16 protein-coding genes and 1 pseudogene are annotated in these 18,078 nt (G+C 65.9%); 2 read left to right on the forward strand and 15 right to left on the reverse strand.

Features of this window, described 5'->3' with window-relative positions:
* Positions 1-4 precede the first annotated feature (4 nt).
* The 3 genes from fghA to AC1DYK_RS24935 form a co-directional block, all read right to left on the reverse strand.
* Positions 5-874 carry an S-formylglutathione hydrolase gene (gene fghA, locus AC1DYK_RS24925; RefSeq protein WP_478168716.1) on the reverse strand — a complete coding sequence of 290 codons (870 nt, stop codon included), beginning with the start codon at positions 872-874 and terminating at the stop codon, positions 5-7.
* Positions 871-1,782 (reverse strand): alpha/beta fold hydrolase, encoded by a 912-nt coding sequence (locus AC1DYK_RS24930; RefSeq protein WP_478168717.1) that lies wholly within the window; start codon positions 1,780-1,782, stop codon positions 871-873. The genes fghA and AC1DYK_RS24930 overlap by 4 nt, the downstream gene beginning before the upstream one ends.
* A 121-nt stretch (positions 1,783-1,903) precedes the next feature.
* Positions 1,904-3,010 carry an S-(hydroxymethyl)glutathione dehydrogenase/class III alcohol dehydrogenase gene (locus tag AC1DYK_RS24935; RefSeq protein WP_478168718.1) on the reverse strand — a complete coding sequence of 369 codons (1,107 nt, stop codon included), beginning with the start codon at positions 3,008-3,010 and terminating at the stop codon, positions 1,904-1,906.
* A gap of 65 nt (positions 3,011-3,075) precedes the next feature.
* Here AC1DYK_RS24935 and aroQ point away from each other — a divergent pair, with 65 nt between their 5' ends.
* Together aroQ and AC1DYK_RS24945 are read left to right on the forward strand one after the other, a co-directional pair.
* Entirely contained in the window at positions 3,076-3,528 is a 453-nt protein-coding gene (gene aroQ, locus AC1DYK_RS24940; RefSeq protein WP_478168719.1) for a type II 3-dehydroquinate dehydratase, read from the forward strand.
* The gene (locus AC1DYK_RS24945; protein WP_478168720.1) at positions 3,525-4,154 is read left to right on the forward strand and encodes a DNA-3-methyladenine glycosylase I; all 630 of its coding nucleotides are present in this window, start codon (positions 3,525-3,527) and stop codon (positions 4,152-4,154) included. The genes aroQ and AC1DYK_RS24945 overlap by 4 nt, the downstream gene beginning before the upstream one ends.
* Positions 4,155-4,164: 10 nt before the next feature.
* On the opposite strand, the gene AC1DYK_RS24950 is transcribed toward AC1DYK_RS24945, so the two are convergent.
* The 12 genes and pseudogenes from AC1DYK_RS24950 to garD form a co-directional block, all read right to left on the reverse strand.
* Complete coding sequence (locus AC1DYK_RS24950) at positions 4,165-5,682, reverse strand: SpoVR family protein (protein ID WP_478168721.1); 1,518 nt, start codon at positions 5,680-5,682, stop codon at positions 4,165-4,167.
* Positions 5,679-6,962 (reverse strand): YeaH/YhbH family protein, encoded by a 1,284-nt coding sequence (locus AC1DYK_RS24955; protein WP_478168734.1) that lies wholly within the window; start codon positions 6,960-6,962, stop codon positions 5,679-5,681. Before AC1DYK_RS24955 ends, AC1DYK_RS24950 begins: the two co-directional genes overlap by 4 nt.
* Before the next feature lie 27 nt (positions 6,963-6,989).
* Positions 6,990-8,912, reverse strand: coding sequence for a PrkA family serine protein kinase (locus AC1DYK_RS24960; protein WP_478168722.1), 1,923 nt, complete (start codon positions 8,910-8,912; stop codon positions 6,990-6,992).
* 478 nt (positions 8,913-9,390) lie between these two features.
* Positions 9,391-10,530 (reverse strand): molecular chaperone DnaJ, encoded by a 1,140-nt coding sequence (gene dnaJ, locus AC1DYK_RS24965; RefSeq protein ID WP_478168723.1) that lies wholly within the window; start codon positions 10,528-10,530, stop codon positions 9,391-9,393.
* A 92-nt stretch (positions 10,531-10,622) separates the two neighbouring features.
* Entirely contained in the window at positions 10,623-12,554 is a 1,932-nt protein-coding gene (dnaK, locus tag AC1DYK_RS24970; RefSeq protein ID WP_478168724.1) for a molecular chaperone DnaK, read from the reverse strand.
* Between the two features lie 104 nt (positions 12,555-12,658).
* Complete coding sequence (grpE, locus tag AC1DYK_RS24975) at positions 12,659-13,225, reverse strand: nucleotide exchange factor GrpE (protein WP_478168725.1); 567 nt, start codon at positions 13,223-13,225, stop codon at positions 12,659-12,661.
* A gap of 221 nt (positions 13,226-13,446) precedes the next feature.
* Positions 13,447-13,797, reverse strand: a complete 351-nt coding sequence (locus AC1DYK_RS24980; protein WP_478168726.1) for an FKBP-type peptidyl-prolyl cis-trans isomerase — start codon at positions 13,795-13,797, stop codon at positions 13,447-13,449.
* A gap of 63 nt (positions 13,798-13,860) precedes the next feature.
* On the reverse strand, positions 13,861-14,187 hold the full coding sequence (locus tag AC1DYK_RS24985; RefSeq protein WP_478089961.1) for a winged helix-turn-helix transcriptional regulator: 327 nt from the start codon (positions 14,185-14,187) through the stop codon (positions 13,861-13,863).
* Between the two features lie 139 nt (positions 14,188-14,326).
* Entirely contained in the window at positions 14,327-15,184 is an 858-nt protein-coding gene (gene asd, locus AC1DYK_RS24990; protein ID WP_478168727.1) for an archaetidylserine decarboxylase, read from the reverse strand.
* 148 nt (positions 15,185-15,332) lie between these two features.
* Positions 15,333-16,325: a Bug family tripartite tricarboxylate transporter substrate binding protein gene (locus AC1DYK_RS24995; RefSeq protein WP_478168728.1), complete on the reverse strand. Its 993-nt coding sequence runs from the start codon at positions 16,323-16,325 to the stop codon at positions 15,333-15,335.
* A 135-nt stretch (positions 16,326-16,460) separates the two neighbouring features.
* Positions 16,461-17,435: a Bug family tripartite tricarboxylate transporter substrate binding protein gene (locus AC1DYK_RS25000; RefSeq protein WP_478168729.1), complete on the reverse strand. Its 975-nt coding sequence runs from the start codon at positions 17,433-17,435 to the stop codon at positions 16,461-16,463.
* Between the two features lie 43 nt (positions 17,436-17,478).
* A pseudogene (gene garD / locus AC1DYK_RS25005) lies at positions 17,479-18,078 on the reverse strand (galactarate dehydratase); the annotation flags it as partial.

The raw sequence follows: 18,078 nt of genomic DNA on the forward strand, positions 1-18,078 counted from the left end.
GTGTTCAGGCCCGCAAGAGGCTCCGGCCATGGTGCGCCAGGTGGTCCGCAACGACGCTCTGGATGAAGTAGTAGCCGTGGTCGTAGCCTTCGTGGCGGCGCAGCGTGAGCGGCTGGCCGGCGCTCGCACAGGCGGCCTCGAACAGATGCGGGTGGAGCTGCTCGGCGAGGAATTTGTCGGCCAGGCCCTGGTCGACCAGGATGCCTTCGGGGAAGGGTGCCACGGATTGCGATTGCATCAGGGCGCTGGCGTCGTGCGTCAGCCACCGGCTGCGATCGGCGCCGAGGTAGCCGTTGAACGCCTTCTCGCCCCATGGGCACTGCGTCGGCGCGCAAATCGGCGCCAGGGCCGAGAGCGACTTGAAGCGGCCCGGATGGCGCAGCGCGAGCGTCAGCGCGCCATGGCCGCCCATCGAATGGCCGAAGACGCCGAGGCGCTCGCCGTCCACCGGTTGGCTTCTCGCGACCAGCGGCAGCAGCTCGCGGATCAGCCAGCTTTCCATGCGCCAGTGGGCGGCCCAGGGCGCCTCGGTGGCGTCGAGGTAAAAGCCGGCGCCGATGCCGAAATCCCAACTTGCGGTCGCACCCTCGATGTCCTCGGCGCCGGGCCCGCGCGGACTGGTGTCGGGTGCGATCAGCGCCAGGCCGAGTTCGGCCGCCAGCCGCTGGGCGCCGGCCTTGACCATGAAGGTCTCTTCGTTGCAGGTCAGGCCGGCGAGGTACAGCACCGCCGGCACCGGCCCGCGCGCTGCTTGCGGCGGCAGGAAGACCGAGAAGCGCATCGGCAGCCCGATCTCGCGCGAGTCGTGTTCGAGGAAGCGTTGCGTGCCGCCGAAGCAGCGGTGTTCGGAAAGGATCTTGGGGCTGTCTGTCATGTCTTCGCTGTGGGGATGAGTTCGAGCACCGCATCGGCGAACACGCGCGGCGCCTCCTGCGGCATGTTGTGGCCCACGCCGGGCACGATGCGGTGCGAGCGGGGGCCGGTGAAGCGGTGGGCATGTGCCGATGCATCGCTCGCGGGACGCACGCCGTCGTCGGCGCCGTCGAAGGTGATGGCGGGAACGGAGATCGGTGGCTGGGCGGCGAGCCGCGCCTCGATGGCGGCATAGGCAGGATCGCCAGGCACCAGGCCGAAGCGATGGCGATACGACTGGATCACCACCTCGACGAAGTCGGGGTGGTCGAAGGCGGCCGCGCTGCGCTCGAAGGTGGCTTCGTCGAAGGGCCAGGTCGGCGACCAGAGCCGCCAGAGCAGGCGCGTGATGCCGCGCCGGTCGGCCGCCAGCCCGGCGCGGCCGCGTTCGCTGTGGAAGTAGTACTGGTACCAGAGCCGGTGCTCGTTCTCGGCGGCCTCGGGGCGCATCGCCTGCGCGATGTCCTGAATGTTGTAGCTGTTGAACGAGACCAGCCCGGCGCAACGCTCGGGCCATAGCGCCGCCACCACGCAGGCCGCGCGCCCACCCCAGTCGTAGCCCGCCAGCACGGCACGCGGGATCGCCAGCGCATCGAGCAGCGCGAGCAGGTCGGCGCCCAGCGCCGCCTGCTCGCCCGAACGGGGCGTGGCATCGCTCAGGAAGCGCGTGGCGCCGTAGCCGCGCAGGTACGGCACGATGACCCTGCAGCCCGCCGCCGCCAGCATCGGTGCGACCTCGGCGTAGCTGTGGATGTCGTAGGGGAAGCCGTGCATCAGCAGCACCGGCGGGCCATCGGACGGCCCGGCCTCGAAGTACGCGATCTCGAGCACGCCAGCTTCGATCGTTCGCAGGGGTTGCATGAAATCCATCGAAGCTCCTAGATCGCACGGTTTCCTTCCAGGGATACCGCGGATCCGGCTTCGCCGGGCCGCCGGTATCGCCCCCTGAAAGGGGGTGGGCGGGCTACACGCAGTGAGCCCAACCTGGGGGTTAGTAAATCACCACCCCACGGATGGACTCGCCGCGCTTCATCAGGTCGAAGCCCTTGTTGATGTCCTCCAGCGGCATGGTGTGCGTGATCAGGTCGTCGATGTTGATCTTGTTCTCCATGTACCAGTCGACGATCTTCGGCACGTCGGTGCGCCCGCGCGCGCCGCCGAAGGCCGAGCCTTCCCACTTGCGCCCGGTGACGAGCTGGAACGGCCGCGTGCTGATCTCGGCGCCGGCCTCGGCCACGCCGATGATGATGCTGCGGCCCCAGCCCTTGTGCGTGCATTCGAGCGCCTGGCGCATCACCTGGGTGTTGCCGATGCACTCGAAGCTGTAGTCGGCGCCGCCGTCGGTCAGCTGCACGATGGCGTCCACCACGTTGGGCGTGTCCTTCGGGTTGATGAAATGCGTCATGCCGAACTTGCGCGCCATCGCCTCGCGCTCGGGGTTCAGGTCGACGCCGATGATCTTGTCGGCGCCCACCATCTTCGCGCCCTGGATCACGTTCAGGCCGATGCCGCCCAGGCCGAAGACGACCACGTTGGCGCCGGCCTCGACCTTGGCCGTGAAGATCACCGCGCCGATGCCGGTGGTCACGCCGCAGCCGATGTAGCAGACCTTGTCAAAGGGCGCGTCCTCGCGGATCTTGGCCAGCGAGATCTCGGGCGCCACCGTGTAGTTGCTGAAGGTGCTGGTGCCCATGTAGTGGAAGATCGGCTTGCCGTCGAGGCTGAAGCGGCTGGTGGCGTCGGGCATCAGACCCTTGCCCTGGGTGCCGCGGATCAGCTGGCACAGGTTGGTCTTGCGGCTCAGGCAGAACTTGCACTGGCGGCACTCGGGCGTGTAGAGCGGGATGACGTGATCGCCCTTCTTGAGGGTCGTCACGCCGGGGCCGACGTCCACCACGACACCAGCGCCCTCGTGGCCGAGGATGGCCGGGAAGATGCCTTCGGGGTCGGCGCCCGAGAGCGTGTAGTAGTCCGTATGGCAGATGCCGGTGGCCTTGATCTCGACCAGCACCTCGCCGAACTTCGGCCCTTCGAGGTCGACGGTTTCGATGGTCAGCGGGGCTCCGGATTTCCAGGCGACGGCGGCTTTGGTTTTCATGGGTCTTGCGGATTCGGTTCAGGAACCGGGCACTATAAGATGCCTGCCAATTGGAGCGCCATGTCATGAAGAAAGTCCTTGTCCTCAACGGCCCGAATCTCAACCTGCTCGGCACCCGCGAGCCCGCGCAATACGGCTACGAGACGCTGGCCGACGTCGAGCGCATGTGCCAGGAAACAGGCGCCACGCTCGGCGTCGAAGTCGAATGCCGCCAGTCCAACCACGAGGGCCAGTTGATCGACTGGATCCACGAGGCCGGGCGCGAGATCGCGGCCGGGCGCATGCTCGGCGTGGTGATGAACCCCGGGGCCTATACCCATACTTCCATCGCGCTGCACGATGCGATCAAGGGTGCGAGCGTGCCTCTGATCGAACTGCACATCTCCAACGTGCATGCCCGCGAGGAGTTCCGCCATCACTCGTACATCTCGCCGGCAGCGCGGGGAATCATCGTCGGACTCGGCGTCAAGGGCTATCCGCTCGCGATCGAGGCGCTGGTGCGCGTGAGCGCGGCGTGACGCTCGAGCGACCCGGCCTGTTCGAAGGTGCGGATGGCGCCTGGCGCTGCCGCTGGTGCGAATCGACGCAGGTCTACCGCGACTACCACGACAGCGAATGGGGCTTCCCGGTCACCGATGAGCGTCGTCTGTTCGAGAAGCTGTGCCTCGAAGGCTTCCAGGCCGGCCTGAGCTGGCTCACCATCCTCAACAAGCGCGAGGCCTTCAGGCGCGGCTTCGCGGAGTTCGATGCCGAGCGCATGGCGCGCTTCGGTCCGAAGGACATCGAGCGGTTGCTCGCCGATGCCGGCATCGTGCGCCATCGCGGCAAGATCGAGTCGGCCATCAACAACGCCCGGCGGGTCATCGAGCTGCGCGCCGAGTTCGGCTCGCTGGCTGCCTATGCGTGGGGCTTCGAGCCCGATCCGGCCTCGCGTCCGAAGCGCATCACGCACGAGGCGTTGAGGACCATGACGACATCGCCCGAATCGATCTCGATGTCCAAGGACCTGAAAAAGCGCGGCTGGAGTTTCGTCGGCCCGACCACCGTGTATGCCTTCATGCAGGCCATGGGGCTGGTCAACGACCACGTCGAAGGCTGCCATGCGCGCGAGCAGGCATTGACGGCCCGCAGAAAGCTCAAGTGACGCCCGGCGCTCAGTTGGCCTGCGGCCCCGGCACCTTGCGGTGATTGATCCGCCCCTGGCTGTCGACGCTCTCGAGATGGACGTCGAAGCCCCATAGCCGGGCCACGTGCTTGAGCACCTCGTTCGAATCGTCGTGCAGCGGCCGGTTGTTGTGCTGCGTGTGGCGCAGCGTCAACGAGCGGTCGCCGCGCAGGTTCACGCTCCACACCTGGATGTTGGGTTCGCGATGGTTCAGGTCGTACTGGCGAGACAGCGATTCGCGCACCTGCCGGTAGCCGCTGTCGTCATGGATCGCCGACACCTCGAGTTCGGACTCGCTCTCCTTGTCGCTGACGGTGAAGAAGCGGAATTCGCGCATCAGCTTCGGCGACAGGAACTGGCCGATGAAACTCTCGTCCTTGAAATTGCGCATCGCATAGTCGAGCGACGCGACCCAGTCGGAACCCGCCAGATCGGGGAACCAGCGCTGGTCTTCCTCGGTCGGCTTCTCGCAGATGCGCCTGAGGTCGGTGAACATCGCGAAGCCCAGCGCATACGGATTGATCCCGCTGTAGGCGCGATGGCCGATCGGCGGCTGAAACACCACGTTGGTATGCGACTGCAGCCATTCCATCATGAAGCCGTCGGCCAGCAGGCCTTCGTCGTAGAGCGTGTTGAGCAGGGTGTAGTGCCAGAAGGTGGCCCAGCCTTCGTTCATCACCTGCGTCTGGCGCTGCGGATAGAAGTACTGCCCGATCTTGCGCACGATGCGCACCACTTCGCGTTGCCAGGGCTCCAGCAATGGTGCATTTTTCTCGATGAAGTAGAGCAGGTTCTCCTGGGGCTCGGACGGAAAGCGCTTCGAGGCCTCTTCATCTTCCGCGCTGCGGCCGCTCTTGCGCGGCAAGGTGCGCCAGAGGTCATTGACCTGCTGCTGCAGATGGTGCTCGCGCTCCTCGCGCCGCGCCTGCTCCTGGCTCAGCGACAGCCGCTGCGGCCTGCGGTAGCGATCGACGCCATGGTTCATCAGCGCGTGGCAGGAATCGAGCAGGTCCTCGACCGCCGACACGCCGTGATGCTCCTCGCATTCGGAGATGAAGTTCCGGGCGTAGACCAGGTAGTCGATGATGGACGACGCATCGGTCCACATCTTGAACAGGTAGTTGCCCTTGAAGAAGCTGTTGTGGCCATAGGCCGCGTGGGCGATCACCAGGGCCTGCATGGCCATGGTGTTCTCTTCCATCAGGTAGGCGATGCAGGGATCGGAGTTGATCACGATCTCGTAGGCCAGGCCCATGTGGCCGCGCCGGTAGTTCTTTTCGGTGGCGATGAACTGCTTGCCGTAGGACCAGTGGCGATAGATGACTGGCATGCCGACCGAGGCATAGGCGTCCATCATCTGCTCGGCCGTGATGATCTCGAGCTGGTTGGGGTAGGTGTCCAGCTTGTAGCCGCGCGCCACCCGCGCGATCTCGGTGTGGTACTGCTCGATCAGCTCGAAGGTCCAGTCGGAGGGACTGGGCAAGGGCGTCCGTGTCTTGTCGTTCACGCCGCACCTCTTTCTTTCTTGAACAGGTCGCGGAACACCGGATAGATGTCCTGCGCGTCGCTCACCTTGCGCATTGCGAAGTTCTTGTGGGCGTCGACCAACTGGCTGTATTCCTCCCACATGTTCTGCTCGGCCTCGGCCACCTGCACGTAGGCGTAGTAGCGCACCAGCGGCAGCAGGTGATCGCTCAGAAGCTCGCGGCAGCGGCCGCTGTCCTGATGCCAGTTGTCGCCGTCGCTGGCCTGCGCGCCGTAGATATTCCACTCGCCGCTGGGATAGCGCGCGCGCACGATGTCGAGCATCAGCGTCAGTGCGCTGGAGACCACGGTGCCGCCGGTCTCGGTGGCATGGAAGAACTCATCCTCGGTAACTTCCGAGGCCTGCGTGTGATGGCGGATGAAGACCAGGTCGATCTTCTCGTAGTGCCGCGTCAGGAACATGTAGAGCAGCATGAAGAAACGCTTGGACATGTCCTTGCGCGCCTCGTCCATCGAACCCGAGACGTCCATCAGGCAGAACATCACGGCCTTGGCCGACGGGATCGGCACCTTGATGCGGTTGCGGTAGCGCAGGTCGATCGGGTCGAGGAAGGGCACGTGCTTGGCCTTGGCGCGCAACTCCTCGATCTTGGCCTCGGTCTCGCGGATCTCGCGCTGAATCAGCGCGTCCGTGGCGCGCGGGCTGCGCTGCAGGTGCAGCAGATGGGCCTCGAGTTCGCGGATCTCGCGCCGCGAATCCCCGCCGAGCGCGATGCGCCGGGCCAGCGCGCCGCGCATCGAGCGCACCACGTGAAGGTTGCTCGGACTGCCGTCGCTCACGAAGCCGGCGCGTTGGCTCTTCCACTCGGGCACCTCGGCCAGCTGGGTGCGGATCAGGTGGGGCAGGGCGAGGTCCTCGAAGAACACCCGCATGAACTCTTCCTTGGTCAGGCGGAAGACGAAGTCGTCCTCGCCCCCTTCGCCGTCGCCGGCCTGCGAGCCGCTGCCCGAGCCGCCGCCGCCCTGCGGACGTTCGATGCGGTCGCCCTTGACGTACTCCTTGTTCCCCGGATGCACGTACTCGCGGTCACCGCCCTGGCCGTGGCCGAACACCGGCTCGGACACGTCGCGCTTGGGCAGCGTGATGTCCTCGCCCTGTTCGAGGTCGCGGATGCCGCGGCCGCTGACCGCCCGCCGCACGGCCTCGCCGATCTGTTCGCGATAGCGCCGCAGGAAACGCTCGCGGTTGCCGATGGACTTGTTCTTGCCCGACAACCGGCGGTCGATGATCTGCTGCAGCATGGCCACGGCCGGATCTCCTTCAGCTCATCATGAGCTCTTGCGAACGCGCAAATACCACTCGCACAGCAGGCGAACCTGCTTGGCCGTATAGCCCTTGTGGACCATGCGGTTGACGAAGTCCTCGTGCTTCTTCATCTCGTCGGCGCTGCTCTTGGCATTGAAGCTGATGACCGGCAGCAGTTCTTCGGTGTTCGAGAACATCTTCTTCTCGATGACGGTGCGCAGCTTCTCGTAGCTGGTCCACAGCGGGTTCTTGCCCGCGTTGCCGGCGCGCGCGCGCAGCACGAAGTTGACGATCTCGTTGCGGAAGTCCTTCGGGTTGCTGATGCCCGCGGGCTTCTCGATCTTCTCGAGTTCGGCGTTGAGCGAGCCGCGGTCGAACACCTCGCCGGTGTCCTGGTCGCGGTACTCCTGGTCCTGGATCCAGTAGTCGGCGTAGGTCACGTAGCGATCGAAGATGTTCTGGCCGTACTCCGAATAGCTCTCGAGGTAGGCGGTCTGGATCTCCTTGCCGATGAACTCCGCATAGCGCGGCGCCATCAGCTCCTTGATGTAGGACAGGTACTTCTGCTCGGTCTCGGGCGCGAACTGCTCGCGCTCGATCTGCTGCTCGAGCACATACATCAGGTGCACCGGATTGGCGGCCACCTCGCTGCTGTCGAAGTTGAAGACCTTCGAGATGATCTTGAACGCGAAACGCGTCGACACCCCGCTCATGCCTTCGTCGACACCGGCGTAGTCGCGGTACTCCTGTATCGACTTGGCCTTCGGATCGGTGTCCTTGAGGTTCTCGCCGTCGTAGACCTGCATCTTGCTGAAGATGCTGGAGTTCTCGGGTTCCTTCAGGCGCGTCAGCACCGAGAACTGGGCCATCATGCGCATCGTGCCGGGCGCGCAGGGCGCGTGCGCGAGCGACGAATTGCGCACCAGCTTCTCGTAGATCTTGATCTCTTCGGACACGCGCAGGCAGTAGGGCACCTTGACGATGTAGATGCGGTCGAGGAAGGCCTCGTTGTTCTTGTTGTTGCGGAAGGCCTTCCACTCGCTCTCGTTGCTGTGCGCGAGCACGATGCCGTCGAAGGGGATGGCGCCGAAGCCTTCGGTGCCCTTGAAGTTGCCCTCCTGCGTGGCGGTCAGCAGCGGATGCAGCACCTTGATCGGCGCCTTGAACATCTCGACGAACTCGAGCAGGCCCTGGTTCGCCAGGCACAGGCCGCCGGAGTAGGCATAGGCGTCCGGGTCGTCCTGAGCATAGTCTTCCAGCTTGCGGATGTCGATCTTGCCGACCAGCGAGGAGATGTCCTGGTTGTTCTCGTCGCCCGGCTCGGTCTTGGCGACCGCGACCTGGCGCAGCACGGAGGGGTAGCGCTTGACGACCTGGAATTTGCGGATGTCGCCGCCATACTCCTCCAGCCGCTTCACCGCCCAGGGCGAAAGGACGCGCTGCAGGTAGCGCCGGGGGATGCCGTATTCCCGTTCGAGAATCTCGCCGTCCTCGGCTGCGTCGAACAGGCCCAGCGGGGTCTCGTTGACCGGCGAACCCTTGATCGCATAGAAGGGCACGTGCTCCATGAGTTGCTTCAGGCGCTCGGCGATCGAGCTCTTGCCGCCGCCGACCGGGCCGAGCAGGTAGAGGATCTGCTTCTTTTCCTCCAGGCCCTGCGCGCCGTGCCGGAAATACGACACCACCTGCTCGATGGCGTCCTCCATGCCGTAGAACTCCCGGAAGGCCGGGTAGATCTTGATCACCTTGTTGGCAAAGATGCGCGACAGGCGGGGGTTGTTTCGCGTGTCGACCAGTTCGGGTTCTCCGATGGCCTTGAGCATGCGCTCGGCTGCCGTGGCGTAGGCCATCGGTTCCTGCTTGCAAATCTCGAGATAGTCCTGCAGGGACAGAACCTCTTCGCGCGTACGCTCGTACCGAGCGGCGAAGTTACTGATGACATCCATAGACACCTCCATCGAGTCAGCGGGGCGCTGCCCGGGGTTTCCGTGCTGCACACGTTGCATCGTTCGCAGGAATGGTGCCAGGTGATGTGTGCACGCTTTGGAATGACCCCTCAGGCAGGAACTTGCTCAAAGCATAGAACAAAGAGCGCGTCGAGCAAATTGCTTTTCAAATAAGAATTTCATCGTCGTAAAAAAGTTCCAGCGGAAAGCGGCAGCAATTGGCGAAAACCGGACCCGCCGCTTGCCGCGTTGGTCCATCGTACGAGGATGCCGGCCTTCGTGCACGGGACCGTCCGGGTTGCTGTCGTCGTCCGCAGGTTCTGTTCATGGGCCTCCATGATCTGTGCTGGCTCAACGTCCGAGGGGGCGGCGTCGCCGACCGCGGCTGGCGGCGACGCCGGCCCACAAAAAAGCGGCCCGCAGGCCGCCTGGAGTCCATCGCTGCCGGGTCGACCGGCAGGCGCCACCGACGCGGCGCTCAGCTGAAGAATTCCTTCGCCTTGTCGAACCAGCCCTTGTCGGTCGGGCTGTGCTTCTCGCCGCCCTTCCTGAGCGACTCGTCGAGCTCCTTCATGAGCTTGCGCTGGTGCTCGGTCAGCTTGACCGGCGTCTCGACCCGCACGTGGCAGTACAGGTCGCCCGGGTAGCTGGAACGCACGCCCTTGATGCCCTTGCCGCGGAGGCGAAACTGCTTGCCGCTCTGGGTGCCGTCGGGGATGTCGATCGCGGCCGCGCCCTTCAGGGTCGGCACGTTGATCTCGCCGCCGAGCGCGGCCGTCGTGATGCTGACCGGCACCACGCAGTGCAGGTCGTCGCCGTCGCGCTCGAAGAGTTCGTGCTTCTTGAGGCGGATCTCGATGTAAAGATCGCCCGGCGGGCCGCCGTTGGTGCCGGGCTCGCCGTTGCCCGTGCTGCGGATGCGCATGCCGTCGTCGATGCCGGCCGGGATCTTTACTTCCAGCGTCTTGTTGTTCTTGATCTTGCCCTGGCCGTGGCAGGTGGCGCAGGGCTCCGGAATGATCTTGCCGGAGCCGTGGCAGGTCGGGCAGGTCTGCTGCACGCTGAAGAAGCCCTGGCGCATCTGGACCGCGCCCTGGCCGTGGCAGGTGGTGCAGGTGATCGGCTTGGTGCCGGGCTTGGCGCCCGTGCCTTTGCAGGTGCCGCAGTCGTCCCAGCTCGGGATCCGGATCTGGGCGTCCTTGCCCTCGGCCGCTTCCTCGAGCGTGACTTCCATCGCATAGCTCAGGTCGCTGCCGCGGAACACCTGGCGGCCGCTGCCCTGGCGGCCCCCGCGGGCGCCGCCGAAGACGTCGCCGAAGATGTCGCCGAAGGCCTCGGCGAAGCCGCCGAAGCCCTCCGCGCCCGGCCCGCCGCGCATGTTGGGGTCGACGCCCGCGTGCCCGTACTGGTCGTAGGCGGCCCGTTTCTGGCTGTCCGACAGCATTTCGTAGGCTTCCTTGACCTCCTTGAACTTGGCCTCGGACTCCTTGCCGGCGTCGCCGTGGTTGCGGTCGGGGTGATGCTTCATCGCAAGCTTGCGATAAGCCTTCTTGATTTCCTCCTCGCTCGCATTCTTGGGAACGCCGAGGGTTTCGTAATAGTCGCGTTTGGTGGCCATGGTCGGGAATCGGTGGCGAAATCGGGGGGGCAGAAAGCGGAAAAGGCCGGACCGCCTTGCCAGGGGGTCCAGCCTCGTTCAGGACGGGAAGATCAGCCCTTCTTGACTTCCTTGACCTCGGCGTCGACCACGTTGTCGTCCGCCGGGGCGCTTGCAGCTTCCGGGCCAGCGCCCGGGCCGCCGGCGGCGCCCGCCGCTGCCTGGGCGTCGGCGTACATCTTCTCGCCGAGCTTCTGGCTGGCGCTCATCAGGGTGTTGGTCTTGTCGTCGATCGCGGCCTTGTCCTCGCCCTTGAGGGCTTCTTCCACGTCCTTGATCGCGGCTTCGATCTTTTCCTTCTCGCCGGCGTCCAGGCTGGCGCCGTGCTCGCCCAGCGACTTCTTGACGCTGTGCACCATGGCTTCGCCCTGGTTGCGGGCCTGGGCCAGCTCGACCTTCTTCTTGTCCTCGGCGGCGTTCAGCTCGGCGTCCTTCACCATCTTCTGGATCTCGTCCTCCGACAGGCCCGAGTTCGCCTTGATGGTGATCTTGTTCTCCTTGCCGGTGCCCTTGTCCTTGGCGCCGACGTGCAGGATGCCGTTGGCGTCGATGTCGAAGCTGACTTCGATCTGCGGCGTGCCGCGCGAGGCCGGCGGAATGCCTTCGAGGTTGAATTCGCCGAGCAGCTTGTTGCCTGAGGCGATCTCGCGCTCGCCCTGGAACACCTTGATCGTCACCGCCGGCTGGTTGTCCTCGGCGGTCGAGAAGGTCTGCGCGAACTTGGTCGGGATCGTGGTGTTCTTGGTGATCATCTTGGTCATCACGCCACCCATGGTCTCGATGCCGAGCGACAACGGGGTGACGTCGAGCAGCAACACGTCCTTGCGGTCGCCCGACAGCACCTGGCCTTGAATGGCGGCGCCGACGGCCACGGCTTCGTCGGGGTTCACGTCCTTGCGCGGTTCCTTGCCGAAGAACTCCTTGACCTTTTCCTGCACCTTGGGCATGCGGGTCATGCCGCCGACCAGGATCACGTCGCTGATGTCGGACACGCTGACGCCGGCATCCTTGATGGCGGTGCGGCAGGGCGCGATGGTGCGCTCGATCAGCTCGTCGACCAGGCTTTCGAGCTTGGCGCGCGACAGCTTGATGTTCAGGTGCTTCGGGCCCGAGGCGTCGGCCGTCACGTAGGGCAGGTTGATGTCGGTGGCGGCGCCGTTCGACAGCTCGATCTTGGCCTTCTCGGCCGCTTCCTTGAGGCGCTGCAGCGCGAGCACGTCCTTGCTCAGGTCGACGCCCTGGTCCTTCTTGAACTCGGAAATGATGTAGTCGATGATGCGCTGGTCGAAGTCCTCGCCGCCGAGGAAGGTGTCGCCGTTGGTCGACAGCACTTCGAACTGCTTTTCCCCATCCACGTCCGCGATCTCGATGATCGAGATGTCGAAGGTGCCGCCGCCGAGGTCATACACGGCGATCTTGCGGTCGGCCTTGTCGTGCTTGTCGAGGCCGAAGGCCAGCGCCGCTGCGGTCGGCTCGTTGATGATGCGCTTGACGTCCAGGCCGGCGATGCGGCCGGCGTCCTTGGTGGCCTGGCGCTGGCTGTCGTTGAAGTACGCCGGCACCGTGATCACGGCCTCCGTGACCGGCTCGCCGAGGTAGTCTTCGGCGGTCTTCTTCATCTTGCGCAGGATTTCGGCGCTGATCTGCTGCGGCGCGAGCTTCTTGCCGCGCACTTCGACCCAGGCGTCGCCGTTGTCGGCCTTGGTGATGCTGTAGGGCATCAGGTCGATGTCCTTCTGGACTTCCTTTTCCTCGAACTTGCGGCCGATCAGGCGCTTGACGGCATAGATCGTGTTCTTCGGGTTGGTGACCGCCTGGCGCTTGGCGGAGGCACCGACCAGCACTTCGCCGTCTTCCTGGTAGGCCACGATCGAGGGCGTCGTGCGGGCGCCTTCGGAGTTCTCGATCACACGCGTGGTGTTGCCTTCCATGATCGACACGCACGAGTTCGTGGTGCCGAGGTCGATGCCGATGATTTTGGCCATGTTGTTTCTCCTGGACTCTGAAAATTAGGTTGTTGTGAACTTGTGGATAACCCGCTGCGATTCAAGGGACGAAGCGGGGATTTCCTGTGGGTTTCTTGTTGGTTTCAGCTCGGGCTGCTGACGGTCACGAGGGCCGGGCGCAGCACGCGGTCGGCGATCGTGTAGCCCTTCTGGAGCACGCTCGCGATGGTGTTGGGCTCCTGGCCCGGCACCGGAACCACCGAGATCGCCTGGTGCTGGTGCGGGTCGAACTTGGCGCCGGCCGGCGGCGCGATCTCGATCACCTTGTTGCGCTCGAGCGCGCTCTTGAGCTGGCGCAGGGTGGCTTCGGTGCCTTCGCGCAGGTGCTCGGTGGTCGCCTCGGGGATCGCCAGCCCGGCTTCGAGGCTGTCGAGCACCGGCAGCAGGCTCTCGGCGAAGCCCTCGATGGCGAACTTGCGGCCCTTGGTGATCTCTTCGTCGGCCCGGCGGCGGGCGTTCTGCACGTCGGCCTGGGCGCGCAGGAACTGGTCGGCCAGGTCGGCGTTCTTGGACTTCAGCTCGGCGATCTCGGCCTGGGCCTCGGCCAACGCGTCGGCTTCGTTCGCAGCCTGGGCGGCCTCGAGTTCCTCGGGGCTGGGTTCACCTTGCAGGGTGTTGGGGTTCAGAGGGGTGTTTTGCGGGTCTGACATGCTCAAAATGCCGGCGGCCACGCCGGAAATCAATGAAAAACGAACAATAGGCAGCCATTTGGGGCTCGCCGGGCGGTTTTCAAGACAAAAAAATGCGCCGACGGCGGCGCATTGGGGACCTCATTGGCGCTGGATCAAGCCGGCGCCGGGCCGCCCCCAAGGCGGCTTGCGGCCCCCTCGGGGGGCAGCGACACACGCAGTGAGGAGCGTTGGGGGCAAGTTCAGTGGGCGTCCAGCAGTTCGACGTCGAACTTGAGGGTGGCGTTGGGCGGGATCACGCCGCCGGCGCCGCGGGCGCCATAGCCGAGGGCGGCCGGGATGATCAGGGTGCGCTTGCCGCCGATCTTCATGCCGGCGACGCCTTCGTCCCAGCCCTTGATGACCTGGCCGGCGCCCAGCGAGAAGGCGAACGGGTCGTTGCGGTCGCGGCTGGAATCGAACTTGGCGCCCTGGACGCCGTCGTTGAAGAGCCAGCCGGTGTAATGCACATGCACGTGGTGGCCGGCCTTGGCTTCGGCGCCATCGCCGACCGTGGTGTCTTCGTATTGCAGGCCGGAGGGAGTGGTGGTCATGGAGCGCTCCTTGGGGATTTGGAAAAGGTGGGAAACCGGGCAGTTTAACGACCCCAGACGGCGCTACGGCGCAGGAGGAGGCGCCGTCTTCTTGACCTGGGTCTGCTGCCATTTGCCCGCAAAGGCCTGCAGGTCCGACAGGCGCTTGAGCAGGTCCTGGCCGCTCAGGGTCAGGCTGTAGCCTTCGCTGCCGTGGTTCACGAGCCCGGCCTCGCGAAGCTCCTTGATGCGAGTGTTCAGCGTGTTGGGCGTGATGCTGCCGACGCTGTCCTGCAGCAGGCGGAAGGTCTGGGCGTGGCCGTCGCGGAGGGCCCAGAGAACGCGCAGCGCGTAGCGGGCTTCCAGCAGCGCGAGCAATTGGCTGACGGCTGCGTTTTCCTTGCTGCTCATCGACTTCATCTCCTCGGGTCGCCGCGTGTTTTTTTGTAGGGGGGTGGGGCCACCCGGAATCGGCCGGCGACTATATCCCAGAAGGCCGCTTGCTACAAGTTTTATAGCTGTCGCGGCAAGCGGGCTGCGGCCCGTGGGATCACGGCATCAGGCGAGGATAGTTGGCCATGGCTTCGCCGAGCCGCACCGGGCGGGCCGGCGCCCACTCCGGCGCAAAGGCCAGCGGCGGGGCCGGAAACAGCATCACCACCGTGGAGCCGAGCAGGAAGCGGCCCATTTCCTCGCCTTGCGCGAGCACGATCTGCCGGTCGGCGTAGTGCCATTCGCGCACCTCGCCGCCGCGTGGCGGATTCACCACGCCGTGCCAGACGGTCGCCATGCTGCCCACGATGGTCGCTCCGACCAGCACCAGCACGAAGGGGCCGCGGGCCGACTCGAAGACGCAGACCACGCGCTCGTTGCGCGCGAACAGGCCGGGCACGCCGCGCGCGGTGGCCGGGTTGACCGAGAACAGCTCGCCCGGCACATAGATCATGCGCAGCAGGCGGCCGTCGCACGGCATGTGGATGCGGTGGTAGTCCTTCGGGCTCAGGTAGAGCGTGGCGAAGCTGCCGTGCTCGAATTGCGCGGCCAGGGTGGCGTCGCCGCCGACCAGCGCGGTGGTCGAATAGCGGTGGCCCTTGGCCTGGAAGATCCGGTCGCCCTCGATGGCGCCGAACTGGCTGATCGCGCCGTCCACCGGCGAGATCAGGTCGGCCTGGGCCAGGGGCCGCGCGCCGGGTTTGAGCGCCCGGGTGAAGAAGGCATTGAAGCTGGGATAGCTCGCGATGTCGCTGTCGAGCGCCTCGCCCATGTTGACGCCGTACTTGGCGACGAAGCGGCGGATGATCCAGGTCGTGACCGACCCGCGCTCCTTGCCCGCGACCCAGCCGGCGAAAGTGGTCAGCGCCTGCTTGGGGAAGAGATATTGAGGCAGGACGGGGAGGCGATCGGACAAGAGGTGTTCCCAGGAAAACGGAAGGCGATTCTATCGACCGGCCCCCTGGCGCTCTCGCGGGATCAGGCCGGCGCCGGGCCGCCCCAAGGCGGCCTGCGGCCCCCTCGGGGGGCAGCGAGTACACGCAGTGACGGAGCGTGGGGGTCAGTCACTCGGCTTTGATGTTCGCGGCCTTGATGACCTGCGCCCATTTTTCCACTTCGGCCTTCTGGAAGGCCGCGATCTGCACCGTGCTCAGGTCGGCAGGTTCCATGCCGAAGCCCTTCATCTTCTCCTGCATCTCGGGCTGCGCGAGGATCTTGCGGATCTCGGTGTGCAGGCGGTCGACGATCGGCGCCGGCGTGCCGGCCGGCACGAAGATCGCCTGCCACGACACCACCTCGAAATCCGCCAGCCCCGGAACGCCGGATTCGGCGACCGTCGGCACGTCCGGCATCGAGGCCAGGCGCCTGGCCGAGGTCACGGCCAGCGCGCGCAGCTTGCCGCTCTGGATGTGCGGACCCGCCACCACGGTGGTGTCGAACATCATGTCGACCTGGCCGCCGATCACATCCTGGATCGCCGGGCCGCTGCCCTTGTACGGGATGTGCGTGAACTTGACGCCCGACTTGTAGGCCAGCAATTCCAGCGCCAGGTGCTGCGAGGTGCCGGTGCCGGCCGAGGCCGACGACAGCCCGCCCGGCTTGGAGCGGCTGGCCTCGAGCAGGTCCTTGAGCGTCTTGTACGGGCTCGCCTGGTTGACCACCAGCACGACGGGGTTGGTGCCGATCAGCGTCACCGGCGCAAAGGACTTCTGCGGGTCGTAGCCGATCTTGGGGTAGAGGCTGACGTTGATCGCGTGCGAGCTGATGGTGCCGCCCAGCAGCGTGAAGCCGTCGGGCGCCGCGCGCGCCGCGATCTCCGAGCCGACGCTGCCGCCGGCGCCGCCCTTGTTGTCGATGACGACGCTGGTGCCCAGCACCGGGCCCAGCTTCTGGCTGATCAGCCGCGCCAGCACGTCGGTGGTGCCGCCGGCAGGGAAGGGGACCAGGTAGGTGATCGGCTTGGCCGTCGGCCATTGGCCCTGCGCGAAGGCGGGCAGGGCCGGCAGGCCCGCGGCCAGCGAGGCCAGTGCGGTGTGGATCAGGGTGCGGCGTTGCATGGCGGGTCTCCTTCTTAATTAGTTGAGGACAGAGCAAAAACTGCTGCGCAGTTTCTTGGTCTGTCCCGCAAGGTCTCAGGGTTTGAGGACAGAGCAAAAACTGCTGCGCAGTTTCTTGGTCTGTCCCGCAAGGCCTCAGGGCTTGATGTTGAGCTTGGTGATCAGGCTCTTGTAATAGGCGTTGTCCCGGGCCAGCGTCTCCTTGAACACCGCGCCGTCGGTGTAGACGTAGCCCAGGTTCTGCTTGTCCATGGCTTCGCGCATCATGGGTTCGGCGGCCGTCTTGGCGGTGATCTCGCGCAGCCTGGCCATCACCTCGGGCGGCGTGTTCTTCGGTGCGCCGAGGCCGCGCCAGGTGCCGATCGAGAGGTCGATGCCGCGCTCCTTGGCGGTCGGCACCTTCTCGAAGCCCTTCACGCGCTGGTCGGCCATGACCATCAGCATCTTCAGCTTGCCCGACTGCACGTGCGTCGTGACCTCGGCCGGGCTCACCGCCACCGCCTCGATGTGGCCGCCGAGCAGCGCCAGCACCGCGGGCGCGGCGCCCTGGAACGGGATGTGGCCGAACCTGGCGCCGGTCTTGTCTTCGAGCGCGGCCGCGGCCAGGTGCCAGATCGAGCCGTTGCCGGAGTTGCCGACGCGCACGCTCTCCGGGGACTTCTTGGCATCGGCCAGGAATTCCTCGACCGTGTTCCACGGCGCATCGGCCTTGACCGTGATCGCGGCCGGGTCGGCATTGAGCTGCGCGATCGGCTGGAAGTCGTCGTAGTTGAACTTGGCCAGGCCGAGGTGCGGCAGCGTGAGCAGTTCCACGGTCAGCACCGCGAGCTTGTAGCCGTCGGGCTTGGCGTTGATCACCTCGGTCCAGCCGATCGCGCCGCCGGCGCCGGGCCGGTTGACGATCACCATCGACTGCGCCATGTGCTTGCGGCTGGCGTCGGCGAAGGTGCGCGCCAGTCCGTCGGTGCCGCCGCCCGGCTGGTAGGGCACCAGCAGTTCGATGGTCCGGTTCGGGAAATCGCTTTCGGCCGCGGCGGGCGCCGCCAGGCCGAGCGATAGGGCGGTGGCGGTCGAGAGCGCGGCCAGGCTGCGCAGGAAAGTGGTTTTCAAGATGCTTGTCTCCGTGGTTGTTGATGGGTGCGCTCGCGAGCCTTCAGGTGACCGGCGCCGGGTTGAACAGCACCAGCGCGTTGTGCAGCTTCCAGTGCTCGGCCCAGGTCTTCCTGCGGCCGCTGGCGACATCGAGCATCAGGCGGAACAGCTCCCAGCCCACGTCCTCGATCGTGGCGTCGCCGTCCGCGATGCGCCCGGCGTTGACGTCCATCAGGTCGTGCCAGCGGCGCGCCAGGTCGCTGCGCGTCGCGACCTTGATCACCGGCACCTCGGCCAGGCCGTAGGGGGTGCCGCGACCCGTGGTGAACACATGCAGGTTGATGCCGGCGGCCAGCTGCAGCGTGCCGCAGATGAAGTCGCTGGCCGGCGTGGCGGCGTAGACGAGGCCCTTCTGCCGCACCTTCTCGCCCGGCGCGATCACGCCCGAGATCGGCGCGCTGCCTGACTTCACGATCGAGCCCATCGCCTTCTCCACGATGTTGGAGAGCCCACCCTTCTTGTTGCCGGGCGTGGTGTTGGCGCTGCGGTCCACGCGCCCGCGGTCGAGGTAGGCGTCGTACCAGGCCATCTCGCGGATCATCGCCTCGGCGACCTCGGGCGTGGTGGCGCGCGCGGTGAGCTGGTCGATGCCGTCGCGCAC

It is taken from the genome of Variovorax sp. P2_H12, from assembly GCF_056403395.1.